This is a genomic window from Streptomyces sp. NPDC102360 (assembly GCF_044766085.1).
Classification (GTDB): domain Bacteria; phylum Actinomycetota; class Actinomycetes; order Streptomycetales; family Streptomycetaceae; genus Streptomyces.
On record NZ_JBIWLG010000006.1, the window covers coordinates 316478 to 334935 of the forward strand.

General features: G+C 72.2%; 19 protein-coding genes. 5 read left to right on the forward strand and 14 right to left on the reverse strand.

Going from position 1 to position 18458, the window contains the following annotated elements:
- The first annotated feature begins 6 nt into the window (after nt 1-6).
- Genes ACIRHA_RS24830 through ACIRHA_RS24840 form a run of 3 tightly spaced genes read left to right on the forward strand, consistent with a single transcriptional unit; the run spans nt 7 to nt 3565 of the window.
- Entirely contained in the window at nt 7-1497 is a 1491-nt protein-coding gene (locus ACIRHA_RS24830; RefSeq protein ID WP_403850145.1) for an ADP-ribosylglycohydrolase family protein, read from the forward strand.
- Nucleotides 1494-2729, forward strand: coding sequence for a CaiB/BaiF CoA transferase family protein (locus ACIRHA_RS24835; protein WP_403849688.1), 1236 nt, complete (start codon nt 1494-1496; stop codon nt 2727-2729). The genes ACIRHA_RS24830 and ACIRHA_RS24835 overlap by 4 nt, the downstream gene beginning before the upstream one ends.
- Nucleotides 2726-3565 carry an HpcH/HpaI aldolase/citrate lyase family protein gene (locus ACIRHA_RS24840; RefSeq protein ID WP_403849691.1) on the forward strand — a complete coding sequence of 280 codons (840 nt, stop codon included), beginning with the start codon at nt 2726-2728 and terminating at the stop codon, nt 3563-3565. Before ACIRHA_RS24835 ends, ACIRHA_RS24840 begins: the two co-directional genes overlap by 4 nt.
- Nucleotides 3566-3730: 165 nt before the next feature.
- Here ACIRHA_RS24840 and lgt read toward each other — a convergent pair whose 3' ends face one another.
- From lgt to ACIRHA_RS24890, 10 genes are all read right to left on the reverse strand, one after another.
- On the reverse strand, nt 3731-4645 hold the full coding sequence (gene lgt / locus ACIRHA_RS24845; protein ID WP_403849694.1) for a prolipoprotein diacylglyceryl transferase: 915 nt from the start codon (nt 4643-4645) through the stop codon (nt 3731-3733).
- 73 nt (nt 4646-4718) lie between these two features.
- On the reverse strand, nt 4719-5495 hold the full coding sequence (locus tag ACIRHA_RS24850; RefSeq protein WP_403849697.1) for a DsbA family protein: 777 nt from the start codon (nt 5493-5495) through the stop codon (nt 4719-4721).
- A 95-nt stretch (nt 5496-5590) separates the two neighbouring features.
- Nucleotides 5591-6406: a tryptophan synthase subunit alpha gene (gene trpA, locus ACIRHA_RS24855; RefSeq protein WP_403849699.1), complete on the reverse strand. Its 816-nt coding sequence runs from the start codon at nt 6404-6406 to the stop codon at nt 5591-5593.
- On the reverse strand, nt 6403-7689 hold the full coding sequence (gene trpB, locus ACIRHA_RS24860; RefSeq protein ID WP_403849702.1) for a tryptophan synthase subunit beta: 1287 nt from the start codon (nt 7687-7689) through the stop codon (nt 6403-6405). The genes trpA and trpB overlap by 4 nt, the downstream gene beginning before the upstream one ends.
- 53 nt (nt 7690-7742) lie before the next feature.
- Nucleotides 7743-7937 (reverse strand): tryptophan biosynthesis modulator TrpM, encoded by a 195-nt coding sequence (gene trpM / locus ACIRHA_RS24865; RefSeq protein ID WP_403849704.1) that lies wholly within the window; start codon nt 7935-7937, stop codon nt 7743-7745.
- A gap of 10 nt (nt 7938-7947) precedes the next feature.
- On the reverse strand, nt 7948-8754 hold the full coding sequence (gene trpC / locus ACIRHA_RS24870) for an indole-3-glycerol phosphate synthase TrpC (protein ID WP_403849707.1): 807 nt from the start codon (nt 8752-8754) through the stop codon (nt 7948-7950).
- Nucleotides 8755-8879: 125 nt separating this feature from the next.
- Nucleotides 8880-9353, reverse strand: a complete 474-nt coding sequence (locus ACIRHA_RS24875) for a DUF2752 domain-containing protein (protein WP_403849710.1) — start codon at nt 9351-9353, stop codon at nt 8880-8882.
- 94 nt (nt 9354-9447) lie between these two features.
- Nucleotides 9448-9699 (reverse strand): HGxxPAAW family protein, encoded by a 252-nt coding sequence (locus ACIRHA_RS24880; RefSeq protein ID WP_403849713.1) that lies wholly within the window; start codon nt 9697-9699, stop codon nt 9448-9450.
- 115 nt (nt 9700-9814) lie between these two features.
- The gene (locus tag ACIRHA_RS24885) at nt 9815-10471 is read right to left on the reverse strand and encodes a TIGR02234 family membrane protein (RefSeq protein WP_403849716.1); all 657 of its coding nucleotides are present in this window, start codon (nt 10469-10471) and stop codon (nt 9815-9817) included.
- A gap of 71 nt (nt 10472-10542) precedes the next feature.
- Complete coding sequence (locus ACIRHA_RS24890; protein WP_403849719.1) at nt 10543-12015, reverse strand: anthranilate synthase component I; 1473 nt, start codon at nt 12013-12015, stop codon at nt 10543-10545.
- Nucleotides 12016-12093: 78 nt separating this feature from the next.
- On the opposite strand from ACIRHA_RS24890, the gene ACIRHA_RS24895 reads away from it, so the two are divergent.
- On the forward strand, nt 12094-12600 hold the full coding sequence (locus ACIRHA_RS24895) for a hypothetical protein (RefSeq protein WP_403849722.1): 507 nt from the start codon (nt 12094-12096) through the stop codon (nt 12598-12600).
- Here ACIRHA_RS24895 and hisI read toward each other — a convergent pair.
- Nucleotides 12581-12958, reverse strand: coding sequence for a phosphoribosyl-AMP cyclohydrolase (gene hisI, locus ACIRHA_RS24900; RefSeq protein WP_403849725.1), 378 nt, complete (start codon nt 12956-12958; stop codon nt 12581-12583). The genes ACIRHA_RS24895 and hisI overlap by 20 nt on opposite strands.
- Before the next feature lie 71 nt (nt 12959-13029).
- Here hisI and ACIRHA_RS24905 point away from each other — a divergent pair, with 71 nt between their 5' ends.
- Nucleotides 13030-13665: a TIGR03085 family metal-binding protein gene (locus ACIRHA_RS24905; RefSeq protein WP_403849727.1), complete on the forward strand. Its 636-nt coding sequence runs from the start codon at nt 13030-13032 to the stop codon at nt 13663-13665.
- Here ACIRHA_RS24905 and ACIRHA_RS24910 read toward each other — a convergent pair.
- The 3 genes from ACIRHA_RS24910 to ACIRHA_RS24920 all read right to left on the reverse strand — a co-directional run bounded on the left by ACIRHA_RS24910 (nt 13637) and on the right by ACIRHA_RS24920 (nt 18273).
- Nucleotides 13637-14896, reverse strand: coding sequence for a PucR family transcriptional regulator (locus ACIRHA_RS24910; RefSeq protein ID WP_403849730.1), 1260 nt, complete (start codon nt 14894-14896; stop codon nt 13637-13639). The genes ACIRHA_RS24905 and ACIRHA_RS24910 overlap by 29 nt on opposite strands.
- A 204-nt stretch (nt 14897-15100) precedes the next feature.
- Complete coding sequence (locus ACIRHA_RS24915) at nt 15101-17332, reverse strand: LuxR C-terminal-related transcriptional regulator (RefSeq protein WP_403849733.1); 2232 nt, start codon at nt 17330-17332, stop codon at nt 15101-15103.
- Nucleotides 17333-17433: 101 nt separating this feature from the next.
- Nucleotides 17434-18273, reverse strand: a complete 840-nt coding sequence (locus ACIRHA_RS24920; protein ID WP_403850149.1) for an alpha/beta hydrolase family protein — start codon at nt 18271-18273, stop codon at nt 17434-17436.
- Nucleotides 18274-18458: the final 185 nt, after the last annotated feature.

Below are 18458 nucleotides of genomic sequence, written 5' to 3' on the forward strand. Positions count from 1 at the left end.
AAAGTCCTGCCGGACGGGCCGCCTCAATCGCCGGCGGGGCTGACAGATCAGCCCCGCCGGGACGGGGACGCGAGGGCGGAAGCGCCGCTACTTCAGCCCTCAGATCAGCCCTTCCAGGACAGAGACCCGAGAGCGAAAGCGCCACTACTTCAGCCCTCAGACCAGCCCCGCCGGGACGGGGACCCGAAGGCGGAAGCGCCGCCATTTCAGCCCTCAGACCAGCCCTTCCAGGACAGAGACCCGAGAGCGAAAGCGCCACTATTTCAGCCCTCAGATCAGCCCCGCCGGGACGAGGACCCGAAGGCAGAAGCGCCACTATTTCAGCCCGCAGATCAGCCCCACCGGGACGAGGACCCGAAGGCGGAAGCGCCGCTATTTCAGCCCCTCCGGCGATTGAGGAGCGGGGGTCCGGGGGCGGAGCCCCCGGTTTCGGGAAGGGGCGGGGTGGGGGAGGTCTCCCGGCTGCACGCCGCCTGGCTGGGGCGGGCCGTTGGGTGCCTGCTGGGCAAGCCCGTGGAGAAGCTGCCGCTCGACGGGATTCGGGCCATCGCCCGCTCGACCGGGAACTGGCCGCTGAGCGGCTGGTTCACCGAACGCAACCTGGACCCCGCGGTAGCGGCAACGTACCCCTGGAACCGCCGCAGCGCCCCCACCTCCCTCGCCGAGAACATCAACGGCATGCCGGAGGACGACGACCTCAACTACCCCCTCCTCGCCCTGCTCCTGATCCAACGCCACGGCACCACCTTCACCACCTCCGACGTCGCCAAACTCTGGCTCGACGAACTCCCCGCAGGCCGCACCTTCACCGCCGAACGCATCGCCTACCGCAACCTCCTCACCGGCCTCGAACCCCCGCACACGGCCACGTACCGCAACCCCTTCCGCGAATGGATCGGCGCCCAGATCCGCGCCGACCTCTTCGGCTGGATCACCCCCGGTGACCCGGCCCACGCGGCCCGTCTCGCCCACCGGGACGCCGTTCTCACACACACCGCGAACGGCGTGTACGGCGCGATGTTCACGGCCGCCGCCATCGCGACCGCCGCCTCGGGCACCGCGGACGTACACACAGCACTCCATGCGGGCCTCGCCGTCGTACCCCCGCACTCGCGCTACGCACGAGCCGTCCGCCTCGGCATCGAACTGGCAGAAGAACACCCGGACTTCGACACCGTCGTCGACGAACTGCACACCGTCTACGCCGACCACCACTGGGTCCACGTCCTCCCCAACGCCGCCCTGCTCGCCGCCGCCCTCACCCACGCCGACGGCGACTTCGAGGGCTCCATCTGCCGCGCGGTGTCCGGTGGCTGGGACACCGATTCCAACGGCGCGACCGCCGGCTCGGTCGCCGGTCTGCTCGCCGGCCATCCGGACGCGCTCGGCGACCGCTGGACGGCCCCACTCAAGAACCGCCTCGCGACGACAGTCGGCGGATTCGACGGCATCGGCTTCGACGAACTGGCCCGGCTCACCCTGGAGGCCCGCGCATGACGCACCCTCAAGAACCCACCCAGCCGCACCCGCAAGAACCCACCCAGCCGGGCCCTCTGTCCGGCCTGCGCGTCCTCGATCTCGCCACCCTCTTCGCCGGGCCGATCTGCGCCACGATGCTCGGCGACTTCGGCGCCGAGGTCATCAAGGTGGAACACCCCCGCAGGCCAGACCCCTCCCGCGGCCACGGCCCCTCCAAGGACGGCGTCGGCCTGTGGTGGAAGACCCTCGGCCGCAACAAGAAGAACCTCACCCTCGACCTGTCCTCCCCCGGCGGCCGCGAGATCCTCCTCAAGCTGGCGGCGGACTCGGACGTCGTCATCGAGAACTTCCGCCCCGGCACCCTGGAGAAGTGGCACCTCGGCTGGGACGAGCTGAGCGCCGCCAACCCGCGCCTCGTCCTCGCCCGCGTCACCGGCTTCGGACAGTTCGGCCCGTACGCGCACCGCCCCGGATTCGGCACGCTCGCGGAGGCCATGTCCGGCTTCGCCGCGATCACCGGGCAGCCCGACGGGCCGCCGACGCTCCCGCCGTTCGGCCTCGCCGACTCCATCGCCGCGCTCGCCACCTCGTACGCGATCATGGCGGCGCTGCGCGGCCGGGACACGACAGGGCGTGGCCAGGTCGTCGACATGGCGATCATCGAGCCGATGCTGTCGATTCTCGGCCCGCAGGCCACCTGGTACGACCAGCTCGGCTACGTCCAGCCGCGCACCGGCAACCGCTCGACGAACAACGCCCCGCGCAACACGTACCGCACCCGCGACGAGAAGTGGGTCGCGGTGTCGACGTCCGCGCAGTCGATCGCGGAACGCGTGATGCACCTGGTCGAGCGGCCCGAGTTCATCGACGAGGAGTGGTTCGCGACGGGCGCGGGCCGCGCGCTGCACGCCGACGAGCTCGACGCGGCGGTCGGCGGCTGGATCGGGCAGCACACCCGCGACGAGGTGGTCGCGGCCTTCGAGAAGGCGGAGGCCGCCATCGCCCCCGTCTACGACATCCGCGACGTCCTGGCCGACGAGCAGTACCGGGCCCTCGACTCGATCACCGAGCTCCCCGATCCGGACCTCGGCACGGTCAAGATGCAGAACGTCCTCTTCCGCCTCTCCGAGACCCCCGGCGCCATCCAGTGGACGGGCCGCCCGCACGGCTCGGACACCGACGAGATCCTCGGCGGTCTCGGCCTGTCGGAGGCGGACGTCGCGTCCCTGCGGGAGGCTGGTGCGGTATGAGCGAGTCGCTGGAAAAGACGTACCTGACCTGGCTGTACGTGCCCGGGGACCGCCCCGACGTCGTCGCCAAGGCGCTCGGCTCGGGCGCCGATGTGGTCCTCGTCGACCTGGAGGACGCGGTCGCCCCCGACCGCAAGGCGTACGCGCTCGACGCCACCGTCGAACTCCTCGCCGACAAGCACAAGGCGCCGGTGCACGTCCGCGTCAACGCGCTGGACGGTCCGCTCGCCGAGCAGGAGGTACGCCGCCTCACCCCGCTCCCCGGCCTCGACGCGCTGCGCCTGCCGAAGGTGGGCGGCCCCGCGGACCTGACCCGCGTACAGGACTGGGCGGTGGAAGTGCCGCCCCTGTACGCCCTGTTGGAGTCGGCGACGGGCGTCGAGCACGCCTACGACATCGCCGCGCACCACGGCGTGCACGGCATCGCGCTCGGCGAGGCGGACCTGCGCGCCGACCTCGGCGTCACGGACGCGGCGGGCCTCGCGTGGGTACGCGGCCGGGCGGTCGTGGCGGCGCGAGCGGCACGGCTGCCGCCACCGCCGCAGTCCGTCTACCCGGACGTCCGCGACACGGAGGGCCTGGCCCGTTCCTGCGCCGAGGGCCGCGCCCTGGGCTTCCTCGGCCGCACCGCGATCCACCCCCGCCAGCTCCCGGTGATCGCGGAGGCCTTCCGCCCCACCGAGGCGGAGGTGGCGGCGGCCCGGGAGATCGTGTGCGCGGCGGCCACGGAGGCAGGCGCCCTGGCCCTCCCGGACGGCCGCTTCGTCGACGCGGCGGTCGTGGCGGCCGCACGCCGAACACTGCGACTGGCACACCCAAGCCCGTCCAACATTTGAGGACAGCCCATTCACATTCGGAGCCCGTCCAGCGCTTGAGGACAGCCCGTCCACATCCAAGCCCGTCCGGCGTTTGAGGACAGTCTGTTCAGGCGGCCGACCGCAACGGCAAAGGGCGCCGAACCAACCGGCCCGGCGCCCTCACCCACGTACAGCCGAAGACCGTCAGGTCTTCTTCGCCTCGCTCTTCTCGCTCTTCGAAAGGTCGACGTCGTCCTCGACGTCCTCGACGTCACCGCCGCCCTCGTCCGCCGAACCGTCGGAGACACCCGGTTCCACGATCTCCTCGCGGCCCGGCCGCTTCCGCGCGGACACCACCATGTAGATCACGGCGAGCACGAAGACGCCCAGCGCCGTCCAGCAGTTGAGGCGCAGACCGAGGATGTGGTGCGCGTCGTCCACGCGCATGTACTCGATCCAGAACCGGCCCACGCAGTACGACGCGACGTACAGCGCGAACGCCCGCCCGTGGCCGAGCCGGAACCTCCGGTCGGCCCAGATGACGAGCAGCGCGACGCCGATGCACCACAACGACTCGTACAGGAACGTCGGGTGGTACGTGCCCGGCACCCGCCCGTCCGTGTCCGAGGTGATCTTGAGGGCCCACGGCACGTTGGTGGCCCGCCCGTACAGCTCCTGGTTGAACCAGTTGCCCCAGCGGCCGATGGCCTGGGCGAGGACGATGCCGGGCGCGAGGGCGTCGGCGTAGGCCGGCAGCGGGATGCCGCGGCGACGGCAGCCGATCCAGGCACCGACCGCGCCGAGCGCGATGGCGCCCCAGATACCGAGGCCGCCCTCCCAGACCTTGAAGGCGTCCACCCAGTCACGGCCCGGGCTGAAGTACAGCTCGTAGTCCGTGATCACGTGGTAGAGGCGACCGCCGACCAGGCCGAAGGGCACCGCCCATACGGCGATGTCGGCAACCGTGCCGGTCCGCCCGCCGCGGGCGATCCAGCGCCGGTTTCCGAGCCAGACGGCCACGAAGACGCCGATGATGATGCAGAACGCGTAGCCGCGCAGCGGAATGGGTCCGAGATAGACCACTCCGCGCTCGGGGCTGGGAATGAAGGCAAGTTCCATGGCAGGTCCGACGCTACCGTGCCGGACCGCGGCCACGACGGGCAGCCCGGCAACGGCTGAGTAACGGCTCCGACTACTTGTTCGCCTCCTCGACCATCTTCTTGAACTTGGCCGGGGTCAGGCTCTGGTCGCTCAGGATGTCCTTGCCGTTGAGCCGGACCGTCGGCGTGCCGGTGTGCTTCGCGTCCTGGAAGGCCTTGTACGACTTGTTCACCCAGCTGTCGTGCGTGCCCTTGTTCACACACGACTTGAACGTGCCCGTGTCGAGGCCGTCGACCTTTCCGGCGAGCTCGATCAGCTTGTCGTTCTTCGCGAAGGCGTCGTCGGTTTCCTCCGGCTGGTTCTCGAACAGCACGTCGTGGTAATCGCGGAACTTCCCGGCGGTCTGCGAGCACGCCGCCGCGTTGGCCGCGCGCAGCGAGCCCGTGCCCTGCATGTTCGAGTCGATCAGCGTGACCAGGTGGTACTGGACCCTCAGCTCACCCGCGTCGGCGAGTTCGTGGATCGTCGAGCGGTAGGTGTCCTCGAAGGTCTTGCAGGCGGGGCAGCGGAAGTCCTCCCAGACCTCCAGCGTCGACTTCGCACCGGCCTTGCCGACGGGAATCGCCAGATCGTCCTTGCCGTCGGCGCCCTTTGGCGCGACCACGGGGCCCGATGCCGCGTCACCAGAACTGTCGTCACCCGAATTCGCGGCGACCACCCCGATCACCGCGGCCAGGCCGAGCACACACACCACGGTCGCGCCCACGATCAACGTCCTGCGCCGCTTCTCAGCGGTCTTCTGCTTCTGGCGCTCGGCGGCAAGGCGTTCGCGGGCCGCGCGCTTTCCCTCTCGGTTCTTCTCGCTCACACCAGCGCCAACGAACCGGGAAGGCACGAGCGTGCCTCCCCGGTCCGGTTTCCATCCGTATGGGTGACGTGACTCCCTGTTACTACGGGTGGTTTCTAGCCCTTCGCCCTTACGCCCGCGGCGAGTTCACCCGCGAGGGCGCGCACCGCTTCGAGGCCGGCCCTCTCGTCGGGGGCGTCCAGCATCCGCTTCACGAACGCCGAGCCGACGATGACCCCGTCCGCGAAGCCGGCGACCTCCCTGGCCTGCGTCGCGTTGGAGACGCCGAGGCCCACGCACACCGGAAGGTCGGTCGTGGCCTTGGTGCGCTCGACGAGCTCCTTGGCCTGGTTGCCGACGGACTCACGGGTGCCGGTGACGCCCATCAGGGACGCCGCGTACACGAAGCCCGAACCGGCCGCCGTGATGGTGGCCAGGCGCTCGTCCTTGCTGCTGGGCGCGACGACGAAGACGGTCGCGAGACCGTGCTTGTCGGCGTGCTCGCGCCACACCGCCGACTCCTGCACCGGCAGGTCCGGCAGAATGCAGCCCGCGCCGCCCGCCTCGGCGAGCTCGGCGGTGAACCGCTCGATGCCGTAGCGGTCGATGGGGTTCCAGTACGTCATGACGAGGACCGGCTTGCCGGTGGCCTCGTGCGCCTCGCGGACGGTGCGCATGACGTCCTTGATCTTCAGGCCGCCGCGCAGCGCGATGTCGTCGGCGGTCTGGATGACCGGGCCGTCGAGCACCGGGTCGGAGTGCGGCAGGCCCACCTCGACCACGTCGGCGCCGCCGTCGAAGGCGGCCTTGACCGCCTCGATGCCGCCGTCGACGGTCGGGAAACCGGCGGGCAGGTAGGCGATGAGGGCGGAGCGGCCCTCGGCCTTCGCGCCGGCGAGGGTGTCGTTGAGAAGCTCGATGTTTCCGCTCACTTGGCGTCTCCCTCGATCTCGGCCACCTCGGTGTCGGCGTTCGCCGCCACGGCGCCGTCCGTGCCGTACAGGCCGAAGTAACGGGCCGCCGTGTCCATGTCCTTGTCGCCGCGCCCGGACAGGTTGATGATGATCAGCCCGTCCTTGCCCAGCTCCTTGCCGACCTCCAGCGCGCCCGCGAGGGCGTGCGCGGACTCGATGGCCGGGATGATGCCCTCGGTCTGCGACAGCAGGCGCAGTGACTGCATCGCGGCGTCGTCCGTGACCGCGCGGTACTCGCCGCGGCCGGAGTCCTTGAGGTAGGCGTGCTCGGGGCCGATGCCCGGGTAGTCCAGGCCCGCCGAGATCGAGTACGGCTCGGTGATCTGGCCCTCCTCGTCCTGGAGGACGTAGGAGCGGGAGCCGTGCAGGATGCCGGGCTCGCCCGCGCTGAGCGTCGCCGCGTGCTCGCCGGTCTCGATGCCGTGTCCGGCCGGCTCGCAGCCGATCAGGCGGACGTCGGCGTCGGGGATGAACGCGTGGAACAGGCCGATGGCGTTGGAGCCGCCGCCGACGCAGGCGATCGCGGCGTCGGGCAGCCGGCCGGCGCGCTCCAGGATCTGGCGGCGCGCCTCGACGCCGATGACCCGGTGGAAGTCGCGGACCATCGCCGGGAACGGGTGCGGGCCCGCGACCGTGCCGAACAGGTAGTGCGTGTTGTCGACGTTGGCGACCCAGTCGCGGAACGCCTCGTTGATGGCGTCCTTGAGGGTGCGGGAGCCGGACTTCACGGCCTCGACCTCGGCGCCCAGCATGCGCATCCGGGCCACATTCAGGGCCTGGCGCTCGGTGTCGATCTCGCCCATGTAGATCTTGCACTCGAGGCCGAGCAGCGCGCAGGCGGTGGCCGTCGCGACACCGTGCTGGCCCGCGCCGGTCTCGGCGATGACGCGGGTCTTGCCCATGCGCTTGGTGAGCAGGGCCTGGCCGAGCACGTTGTTGATCTTGTGCGAACCGGTGTGGTTGAGGTCCTCGCGCTTGAGGAAGACGCGGGCGCCACCGGCGTGCTCGGCGAACCGGGGCACCTCGGTGAGGGCCGACGGACGGCCGGTGTAGTTGACCAGGAGGTCGTCGAGCTCGGCGGCGAAGGCCGGGTCGTTCTTGGCCTTGTCGTACTCGACGGCGACCTCGTCCACGGCGGCGACGAGGGCCTCCGGGATGAACTTGCCGCCGAACGCGCCGAAGTAGCCCTCTCCGTTGGGCACTTGGCCTTCGGGGTCAGGGATGAAGTAGTCGCTGGACATGCGTGTGCCTCACGGTAGGTGTGTGATCACTAAAGGCCGTGGGGCGTGCGGAGTCACGCAGGTGACGGTTGCCCGTTCTCTGCGCAGTTCCCCGCGCCCCTTATAGGGGCGCTCTGCCATCGCATTCCGTTGATCTGGCCCGGTTCCGCTCCGATGTGGTAGCGGACCCGGCGGCCGCGCACACGCCTCGCCGGCGCGCGGCAGCCGCGGGGGCGGCAGCCGGGGGCGAGGCGGGAGGCGATGGGCATGGCGGTGAGTTTAGCGTCCGTGCCGCAGGGCCGGGTGGGCACCCGCGGCGACGAGGTCGGCGACGGCGGACTTCGGGTCGCGGCCGGTCACCAGGGACTCGCCGACGAGGACGGCGTCCGCCCCCGCGTTGGCGTACGCGATCAGGTCGTGCGGGCCGCGCACGCCGGACTCGGCCACCTTGACGATGTGGTCCGGGATGTCCGGGGCGACGCGCTCGAACGTGCCGCGGTCGACCGAAAGGTCCTTGAGGTTGCGGGTGTTGATGCCGATGATCTTGGCCCCGGCGTCGATCGCCCGCTCCACCTCGTCCTCGTCGTGCGCCTCGACGAGCGGCGTGAGGCCGATGGACACGGCGCGCTCGATGAGGGACTCCAGGGCGGGCTGCTCCAGAGCCGCGACGATCAGCAGCGCGAGGTCGGCGCCGTACGCGCGGGCCTCCCACAGCTGGTACGACGTGACGATGAAGTCCTTGCGCAGGATCGGGATGTCGACCTTGGCGCGGACGGCCTCCAGGTCGGCGAGCGAGCCGCCGAAGCGGCGCTGCTCGGTGAGCACGGAGATGACGGCCGCGCCGCCCGCCTCGTAGTCGGCCGCGAGGGCTGCCGGGTCGGCGATCGCGGCGAGCGCGCCCTTGGAGGGGCTGGACCGCTTGACCTCGCAGATCACCTTGACGCCGTCGCCCTTGAGCGCGGCCACCCCGTCCTTGGCCGGGCGAGCCTGCGCCGCGCGCTCCTTGAGCTCGTCGAGGCTGACGCGCGCCTGCCGCTCCGCAAGGTCGGCACGGACTCCGTCGATGATCTCGTCGAGCACACTCACGCGAGCGGACTCCTTTCCGGGCATCCCCTGGGCGTTCATCTGGTCTTTGTGAATGGTATCCGTCGAAGGGCGAAGGTCCCGCATCCGGTTGACGCCGGTCCCACTACCTGGACAAACACTGTTGATCAAGGGCTTAGGAAGCCACCGAACGGCAGGTTCCGGACAACGGTGAAGGCGAGCACGACCCCGCCGACGATCCACAGCTGTACGCGACCGAGCGCGAGGCTCACGGCCCTGCCGCGGGCCGCCCGCACCGCCCACACCGTCCAGACCACGGCGAACAGCGCGTAGCCGACGACGGCGAGGGCATTGGCGCCGAGCGCGCCCCCGAGGTCCCCGTGCGCCACCGCGTGCGCGCTGCGCAGCCCGCCGCAGCCGGGGCAGTAGGCGCCGGTGAGCTGGAGGAACGGGCAGGCCGGGTAGTGGCCGGGTTCATTCGGGTCGACGGCGCCCACATAGGCGAAGGCGAGTGCGACACCGCCGAGCACGCCGAGCGGCACGGCCAGCCGGCGCAGGGCTCCGAAGCGGGCGGGCACGGCGTCGAGGTCGGGATCGGCATCGGTGTCGGTCGTCTCCACGGTCACCCGTGAATTCTGCATCCGCGGGGCCGGGACCGCTCCCCGGAAAACGCGAAAGGGGCGGGACGGCCGGTCGGTCGGCCGCTCCACCCCTTTCGCGGGTATGTGGGAGGACTCAGGCCCCCGAGCCCGCGGGCTGCGCCGCCCCGGCGGACTTGAGCTGCAGCTCGGCACGCTTCGGCTTGCCCATGCCCATGGCGCTCATCACGCCGCCGACGATCGCGGAGAGCGCCAGCAGGGCCATGCCGACCCAGAAACCGGCGACGTTGCTCATCACCATGAAGGCGCCCGCGACACAGAAACCGATGAAGGCGATGATGACACCGGTCCAGGCGGCCGGGGTGTGTCCGTGGCTGCTGTCCGCCATGGCTTGCTCCTCGTTGCTAATGGCCTATGCGTACGCATGACGTACGACGTTCCTATCTATTGTCCCGTACGCGCGACCGTGCTCGGCACGCGGGGTCGGGACGCCAGGCCCTGCTCTACGCGCCGGTCGGGTCCTCGCCGCGGTCGAGGGCCTTCCAGAGCTCCTCGGGGCGCTCCGGGTCCACGGCCTTGGCGCGGCGCGGCCTCGGGGCGCCGGAGCGCTCGTAGCGGCCGCCCATCGACGGCCAGGCCGCGCCGTAGACCACGGCGAGGATCCCGGCGATCAGGATGAGTGCGCCGCCGACCGCCGAGACGTACGGCCATGCGGTGTTGCTGAGCGCGTGGATGGTGGCGGAGGCGTCACCCGCGGCCTGCGCCGCCTTCTCGTCGAGCGCGGCGCTGTCGCCCGCGCCGAGCACGGCGGCGGCGACGGCGCCCGCGCCGCTGAGCGCGAGCAGCACGGCGACCAGGACGCGGCCGACCTTGCGGACCGCGAACACGGCGACGAGCGCGGCGAGGCCCACTATGGCGAGGGCCGCCGGGACGCCCGTGACGTCGCTGCCCTTGGCCGTCAGCGGCAGCTTGCCGCCGGCGACGGCGGCGACGCCCGAGCACCACTCCTGCCGGGAGGCGAGCAGCGCGATCGCGGCTCCCGCGGCCCCGCAGAGCAGGGCGACGGCGAGGCTGCGCCGGCCGTTCGACGAGGAAGCGGCCGACTCGGCCGACTCGGCGGCATCGGTACGGGGGTGCGGTACAGCAGTCACGTACTCCACTATCGCCTGTCTGTACGGGTTTACGTGAGCCGGGGCCCGGAGTCGTGCGTCACGTCACAGGGCGTGCTTCCTCACATCCGGTTCGCGGTGTGCACGGCGCGCAGTACCGCCGCCGCCTTGTTGCGGCACTCGGTGTCCTCTGCGACCGGGTCGGAGTCGGCGACGACACCCGCTCCCGCCTGCACGTACGCGGTGCCCTCGCGCAGCAGCGCGGTGCGGATGGCGATGGCGGTGTCCGAGTCCCCGGCGAAGTCGAGGTAGCCGACGCAGCCGCCGTAGACGCCGCGGCGTGACGGCTCCAGCTCGTCGATGATCTGCAGCGCGCGCGGCTTGGGGGCGCCGGAGAGGGTGCCGGCCGGGAAGCAGGAGGTCAGCACGTCGAAGGCGGTGTGCTCCTCGCGGACCTGTCCCGTCACCGTCGACACGATGTGCATGACGTGGCTGTACTTCTCGATGGACATGAAGTCGACGACCTCGACGGAGCCGGGCTCGCAGACTCGCCCCAGGTCGTTGCGCCCGAGGTCGACGAGCATCAGGTGCTCGGCCCGCTCCTTGGGGTCGCCGAGCAGCTCCTCGGCGAGGTCGTGGTCCTCCTGCGGGGTCGCGCCGCGCGGCCTGGTCCCGGCGATCGGGTGCACCATGGCGCGCCCGTCCTCGACCTTGACGAGAGCCTCGGGAGACGAACCCACGACGTCGAAGCCGTCGAAGCGGAACAGGTACATGTACGGGGAAGGGTTGGTCGCCCGCAGGACCCGGTACACGTCCAACGCGCTTGCGGTGCAAGGGGTTTCGAAGCGCTGGGACGGTACGACCTGGAAGGCCTCGCCCGCCCGGATGCGCTCCTTGATGTCCTCGACGGCGTCCTGGTACTGCTTGCCGCCCCAGAGGGCGGTGAATTCGGGGAGCTCGGACGGCGGGAGCGCGGCCGGGGCGGACTCGACCGGCTTCGCGAGGTCGGCCTCCATGGCGTCGAGGCGGGCGACGGCGTCGGCGTAGGACTCGTCGACGCCGGTCTCCAGGTCGTTGTGGTTGATCGCGTTGGCGATCAGCAGAACCGACCCGTCCCAGTGGTCGAGCACGGCGAGGTCGCTGGTGAGCAGCATCGTCAGTTCGGGGAGCTTCAGGTCGTCGCGCTCCCCCGGGCCGACCTTCTCCAGGCGGCGCACGATGTCGTACCCGAGATAGCCGACCATGCCGCCGGTGAACGGGGGCAGGCCCTCGTAGCGCGGGGTGTGCAGCGCCTGCACGGTGGCACGCAGGGCTGCGAGGGGGTCGCCGTCGACGGGGACGCCGACGGGCGGCGTGCCCAGCCAGTGGGCCTGCCCGTCGCGCTCGGTCAGCGTCCCCGCCGAGCGCACGCCGACGAACGAGTAGCGGGACCAGGAGCGACCGTTCTCCGCGGACTCCAGGAGGAACGTGCCGGGCCGCTCGGCGGCGAGCTTGCGGTACAGACCGACGGGCGTGTCACCGTCCGCGAGGAGCTTGCGGCTGACGGGGATCACTCGGCGGTCGGTCGCGAGCTTGCGGAAGGTCTCGAGGTCCATGGCAGGAGCCTACTTCCGTCGGGGGGACGCCCCGCGCGCCTGGTCGAGGGGTGGACGACACCCCGCTAGAAGGGAGCGGTGACGAAGACCAAGAGCCACCGAAACCCCCGCATCGTGAACGCCCTGTCCGGGATCGCCCTCGCCGCCGTCGCCGTGACCGCGCTGACCGGCGCCGCGCCCGCCTCCGCCTCCGCCTCCGGTGACTGGGCCGCGCCCGCTCCCCGCGACGTCGAGGCGCGGGTCCAGGCCGCGGGCCTGGAGATGCTCGACTCCGAGAAGCTGACCATGCACATCCACCCGCACCTCACCGTGTACGCGGGCGGCCGTCAGGTGACCGTCCCCGCCGACATCGGCATCGACCGCTCGGGCAAGAAGCCCCGTTTCAGCCCGCTGCACACGCACGACACCAGTGGCACCGTGCACGTGGAGTCGGCCACGTGGCAGGACTTCACGCTCGGGCAGTTCCTCACGGAGTGGGGCGTGCGTCCCACGTGCCTGGCCGAGGTCGACGGCAGCCCGGTGGCCGGGGACCCGGCCCGGATCGTCCTCCGGGACCGTCAGGAGATCACGCTGCGCTGTCGCTGACCGGCAGTTCGTCGCGGTCGAAGCAGGTGCGGGCGCCGGTGTGGCAGGCGGCGCCCACCTGGTCGACCTTCACGAGCACGGTGTCGGCGTCGCAGTCGAGGGCGACCGACTTCACGTGCTGGAAGTGCCCTGAGGTGTCGCCCTTGACCCAGTACTCCTGGCGGCTGCGCGACCAGTACGTGCAGCGGCCGGTGGTCAGGGTGCGGTGCAGCGCCTCGTCGTCCATCCAGCCGAGCATGAGCACCTCGCCGGTGTCGTACTGCTGGGCGATGGCGGGGACCAGGCCGTCGGCGCTCCGCTTGAGGCGGGCGGCGATGGCCGGGTCGAGGCTGCTGCTGGGTTCGGGCGCGCTGGTCATGTGGACCATTGTGCCGCGCCGTGCCGGACGTCCACTGTCCGGTGCGGCGCGGCCGGTCGTAGGCTGGCGGCATGTCGACCCATGCCAAGCGTGAACGACTTCTGCTCGCCGATCTGTTGGAGGCGTCGGGCCCTGACGCCCCCACCCTCTGTGAGGGCTGGAACACCCGGGACCTCGCGGCGCACGTGGTGGTGCGCGAGCGCCGCCCGGACGCCGCGGGCGGCCTCCTCGTCAAACAGCTCGAGTCGCGCCTGGAACGGGTGCAGGCCGAGTTCGCGGAGAAGCCGTACGAGGAGCTGATCCAGCTGATCCGTACCGGGCCGCCGCGCTTCTCGCCCTTCTCGCTCAAGCAGATCGACGAGGCGTCGAACGCGATCGAGTTCTATGTCCACACCGAGGACGTGCGCCGTGCGCAGCCCGACTGGACGCCGCGCGAGCTCGACCCGGTCTTCGCCGACGTCCTGTGGTCGCGCCTGGAGCGGATGGCGCGGGTGATGGGCCGCAAGGCGCCCGTCGGCCTGGTGCTGCGCCGCCCCGACGGCCAGACGGCGGTGGCCCACCGCGGCGCTCCCGTGGTCACGGTGACGGGCGCGCCCTCGGAGCTGGTGATGTTCGCGTTCGGCCGGCAGGAGGCGGCGGACGTGGAGATGGAGGGCGAGAAGTCGGCGGTCGAGCGGCTCACGGAGACGAAGGCGCTGGGGCTGTAGGCGGCCTTTCGGGCGCGAAGCGGTGTGCGTGCAGTGCCAGGCCCAGTTCCACCAGGTCGGCGGGGCGGGCGAGGCTGCGCCCCGTGAGCTGTTCGCAGCGGCGCAGCCGGTTCAGGACGGTGTTGCGGTGGCAGTAGAGGCGGGTGGCGGCGCGCTGCGCGGAGCCGTCGCAGTCCAGCCAGGCCGTCAGGGTGTCGAGCAGCAGGGTCCGGTCGGCCGGCGGCAGGGCGAGCAGCGGGCCGAGCACGCGGTCGGCGAGGATCCGGCCGAGCGCGGGCGCGGCGGCGACGAGCGCGGCGGGCAACTGCTCGTCCAGGAGTACGGTGCCGCCGCCCTCCGGACAGATGCGCAGCGCGGTCTCGGCGAGCCGCCGGGCACCGCCCACCGCGGCGAGTCCTTCGACGGCGGGGCTGATGCCGACGCGCAGGCCGGGCTTGTGGTGGCAGAACTCCCGTAGCTCGGCGGCGAGTTGAGACGTGTCCAGCCTCCCGAGGTCGACGATGGCACGTTCGGTCCCGGCGGCGGTGTGCCACACGGCCCGTACGGCGCCCGGCAGGGTGGGCCGCGGCGCGCCCCGGCCGCCTCCGACCATGGCCAGCACCGCGTACCGGCCGCCTTCCGGCAGGTCGAGCGCGGTGGCGGCGTCGGGGAGGTCGGCGATGCGGATCGCGCCGTCGAGGAGGGCGGCGGCCATGAGCCGGCGCCGGTTCTCGCGCCGCCAGGTGAGCTCGTGCTCGGCGCGCCGGTAGGACGCGGCGACGTGCGTGCAGTGTTCGTCGACGAAATTCCACACATCGACGGCGAGGTGGACCAGCAGGTGCGCGTCCTCGGGATGGCGCAGGGTCACCTCGTCGACGAGCGCCTGCCAGACCAGGGCGCCGCCGAGCCGGAAGGCGTGCGACACGGCGTCGAGCGGAAACCCGCGGGCCGCGCGGTCGGCGCCGATCCGGGCGGAGCAGGCGCGGGCGGCGTCCCGGTTGCGCGCCGGGTCGAGCAGCGAGGCGATGCTGTGCCGCAGGGAACGCTGGATCTCGGCGCGTACGTCGCCGGGGTCGGTCTCGAGGACGGCACGGTAGGCCGGCTCCTGCTCGTGCAGCTGGGCCGTCAACCGGTCGGTGAGCGCCGGGAGTTGGCCGAGGAGCGGGCGCGCGGCGCGACGCAGGACGGCGACCGCGTCCGACCCGGCGCCGACCCGTGCGTGGGGTCGGGGACGTACGAGATGCGCGGGCATGGCGGTCCTCCACGGCTCGGCTCACGAGCCCGCAGAATGACATACCGTCTGGTCGGTCTCCAGCCCTGGCGACAAACGTGCAGGTGAACGGGGGCCAGCGGGGCTATTTACAGCCCCTGCAGGGGGCATCTCCCAGCGTTAGCTGGGGGAGATTGAGCAGGCCCGTCCGGCGGGACTTTCGGGAAGGGGTGGGGCGGGGGGCATTCAGGGGCGTCCCGCCACCTCCGTGCGGTCCACCAGACGGGTCAGTTCGACACGGGAGCGGACACCCAGCCGGTCGAAGACGTTGCGCAGGTGGTGGTCCACCGTGCGGGGGCTCACCGAGAGGCGGCGGGCGACCTCGCGGTTGGTGTCGCCCTTCGCGACGCAGCGGGCGATGCGGAGCTGTTGCGGCGTCAACTCGGCGAGCCTGCCGGGCGGTTCGGCGTCGTCCGGGGATTCACCCGTGGCCCGCAGCTCGGCGGCCGCCTGCTCGGCCCAGACCGAGGCGCCGCACCGTTCGAAGGCGACAAGGGCGTCACGCAGCAGCGCACGGGCACGTGCCGGGCGGCGGGTGCGGCGCAGCCACTTGCCGTAGAGGGCGAGGGTGCGGGCCCGTTCGAAGTCGCCGCCCGCGTGTTCGTGGCGGTCGAGCGCCTCGTCGAAGCGGGACTCCGCGGTGGGCGGGTCGTCCCACGCCAACAGGGCCTGGCAGCGGGCGAGTTGCGCCGGGGCGAGCGGGTCGTGGCCACGTTCGACCCACACCGTGAACTCGCCGACCGCGGCTCGTGCCCCGTCCGGCCGCCCCGCGAGGACGGCGGCTTCCACCAAGCACGGAACGGCGAGCATCCGTACGGCGAAGTGACCGCAGCGGGGTCCGGGGCCGATGAGCGGGCCGAGCCGGGCGGCGGCCCGCGCCGCGTCGCCGCGCGCCAGGTCGGCGCGGGCCAGGGCCCATTGCGCGAGGGTCGCGGCCTGCACGAGACCGTGCGGGCCCGCGATGTCCTGCGCGGCGGCGGCGTGCCGGGCGACGGTGTGGACGTCGCCGTCGAGCGAGGCGACGAGGGCGAGGACGGCGTGCTGGTGCGCGAGGACGTTGCGCTGCCCTGCGGCGAGCGCGGCCCGCACTCCCTCCTCGGCGTGGGCGCGAGCGCGGGCGTGCCGTCCGGAGCGCAGCTCACCGTAGGCCAACAGCTCCAGGGTGCGCGGCAGTTCGGCCCCCGCGTCCCGGTCCCGCGCGGCGGCGAGGGCACGGCTGCCCAGGCGGCAGGCCGCGTCGACGTCCCCGGCGACCAGGGCCGCGGCCCCGGCGAGCAGCAGCGCGCCCGGCTCCCGCGCCCCGGCGGACCGCGCCACGACCCGCCGCAACGCGACCCGTCCCACCCCGGCCCGCTCCCCCAGCGACGCGGCCATGCCGACCCGGTAGTCGAGGGCGGAGCGGGCGGAGCTCTCCGCAAGCCCCCGGCCACCGTCTCCGGCGGCTGCGTCGTCCGGGCCGCAGCTCCGGGCCCCGGCACCCCACGGGCCCCCGGCCGACCCTGCCGCCTGCAGATACCCGTCGGCGTCGCCCATGGCCCACGACGCCTCCGCCGCGCCGAGGCGGGCTTCGAGGGAGGCCGGTTCGGCACAGAGGTGGGCCGCGAGCAGAAGGGATTCGCGGGCGTCGGCCACCGGCCCGTCACGCAACGCGAGAAGCCCACGGACCAGGGCACCCCGGCCACGCAACCTCTCCGCGGCGAACACGACGCAACCTCGCCCACCATCCGGGACGGCGCCAGCGCAACCCCGAACGGAATCCGGGACGGCGACAGCGCACCCCCGCACGGAACCCGGCACCAGCCTGGCGCAGCCCTGTACGGAATCCGACACCGACGCGGCACAGCCCCGCACGGAATCCAGCACCACCCCGGCACACCCCCACGCGGCGCAGGCCCGTACCGCGTCCGGGTTTGCCATCTCGCCCACCTGGCCCAGGAGTTCACGTGCCCGGTGCGGGCGGCCCGCGAGGCGGGCGTGGTTCGCTGCCGCGATCAGGCGCTCGGCGCGGACCGTCGGGTCGTCGGCGAGCCGGGCCGCGTGGGCGAGGGCCGTGGCCCGCTCCCCGTGCGGCGCGCCTTCGGCCGCCGCGAGCCGCGCGCCGAGCCCCGCGTCCGGGTAGGCCGCGCCGAGCAGCCGGTGCAGCAGCGCCGCCGACCCCGTCGCCGCGGCGGCCAGCAACCGGTGCGCGGCCCTGCGCCGTTCCGGCCGCGTGGCCTCGTACAGCCTGCGGCGGCCGGGGAGTCGAAGCCGGCCGTCGGGCCCGCGGCGCAGGCCCGCCCGCTCGGCCGCGTCCAGGGCGTCCGCGCCGAGCCCTGCGGCCACGGCCGCCCGCAGCACGAGCCCCGCGTCGACGCCGGGCCCCTCGGGGTCGGTCTCGTACGCGGCGGCGGCAAGCAACAGGACGTATCTTCCGCTCACTTGCCGCACACTACGGTCGAACCACCGCATGCGCGACGCCGGTTGGGCAGAAACCCAACCGGCGCGTGCGAACGCTGTGTCGGCACACAGATCTCAGAACGTCACGACGTGTGCGGGCAGTTGCCCCGGTACTCCGCGATCGTCAGGCTCGACTGTGGCAGCGGGCAGAGGAACTGCTCGTACCGGGTGTCGTTGTCGACGAAGCGCTTCAGCCACGAAATGCTGTACTTCGCGATCGTGGTGTTGGACGTGTTCGGCGTGAAGTGCGTGGCACCGCGCAGCTCCAGATACGCCTTGTCAAGCGAGCCGGGAAGGCTCTGGTAGAAGGGCTCGGAGTGCGAGGCCACCGGCGCGATGGTGTCGCCGTCGGCGCCCACGACGAGCGTCGGGGTCTTGACCTCGGGCCAGGTCTTGTCGAGGTTCCAGCCGGTGAGCGGGATCGCCGCCTGGAGCGAGGGCCGGCTCTTGGCCGCCTCCAGCGTTCCGCCGCCGCCCATGGAGTGGCCCATGACGCCGAGCCGACTGGTGTCGATGCGGCTGCGCACCGAACTCTTCTCCGTCAAGTAGTCGAGCGCGGAAAGGAGTTGCTTGCCGCGACTGTCCGGCTGGTCGAGCGTGGTGTTGGTGTCGATGGTGAAGACGACGAAGCCCTGCGAGGCGAGGCGCGGACCGAGCCAGGCGATGGACGACTGGTACGCCGTGTAGCCCGGCGAGATCGCGACCGCGCCGAACGTGCCGTCCGCCGTCGACGTCGGATAGTAGATGGTGCCGCCGCCGAAGCCGCTCACGCTCAGCGAGGAGACGTCGGCCTGCGAGACGGCGTAGGAGCCGCGCGAGGCCTCGATGCTGGAGACGGTCGGGGCGGGTCCCCGCTCGTAGGGGTTCTCTGCCGCCTCGGCGGTCAGGGCCTGCTGGGTGGCGAGGCCGCCGAGGGCCAGCAGGGTGGCAAGTCCCGTACGGATGAGGCGGGTTCGGAACTTGTTCGCGGCTCGCCCGGCGTGCACGGGGGGCGCCGCACTTCTGTGCTGCTGCACGATGACGGGTTCCTCTCGGAAGGGCGGAGCCCATCCCGAGGGCGCCGCCGTGGTCACTGACAGCGACCACGGTGGCGCCGGTATCGCCTCAT

What these genes read in the sequence shown, in the direction of transcription:
- hisI (WP_403849725.1), bottom strand. Translation starts at nt 12,958, where the DNA reads ATGACCAGCGCGCCCGAACCCAGCAGCAGCCTCGACCCGGCCATCGCC.
- ACIRHA_RS24875 (WP_403849710.1), bottom strand. Translation starts at nt 9,353, where the DNA reads ATGCAGAATTCACGGGTGACCGTGGAGACGACCGACACCGATGCCGAT.
- ACIRHA_RS24905 (WP_403849727.1), top strand. Translation starts at nt 13,030, where the DNA reads ATGTCGACCCATGCCAAGCGTGAACGACTTCTGCTCGCCGATCTGTTG.
- ACIRHA_RS24840 (WP_403849691.1), top strand. Translation starts at nt 2,726, where the DNA reads ATGAGCGAGTCGCTGGAAAAGACGTACCTGACCTGGCTGTACGTGCCC.
- ACIRHA_RS24835 (WP_403849688.1), top strand. Translation starts at nt 1,494, where the DNA reads ATGACGCACCCTCAAGAACCCACCCAGCCGCACCCGCAAGAACCCACC.
- ACIRHA_RS24880 (WP_403849713.1), bottom strand. Translation starts at nt 9,699, where the DNA reads ATGGCGGACAGCAGCCACGGACACACCCCGGCCGCCTGGACCGGTGTC.
- ACIRHA_RS24890 (WP_403849719.1), bottom strand. Translation starts at nt 12,015, where the DNA reads ATGGACCTCGAGACCTTCCGCAAGCTCGCGACCGACCGCCGAGTGATC.
- lgt (WP_403849694.1), bottom strand. Translation starts at nt 4,645, where the DNA reads ATGGAACTTGCCTTCATTCCCAGCCCCGAGCGCGGAGTGGTCTATCTC.
- ACIRHA_RS24910 (WP_403849730.1), bottom strand. Translation starts at nt 14,896, where the DNA reads ATGCCCGCGCATCTCGTACGTCCCCGACCCCACGCACGGGTCGGCGCC.
- trpB (WP_403849702.1), bottom strand. Translation starts at nt 7,689, where the DNA reads ATGTCCAGCGACTACTTCATCCCTGACCCCGAAGGCCAAGTGCCCAAC.
- trpM (WP_403849704.1), bottom strand. Translation starts at nt 7,937, where the DNA reads ATGCCCATCGCCTCCCGCCTCGCCCCCGGCTGCCGCCCCCGCGGCTGC.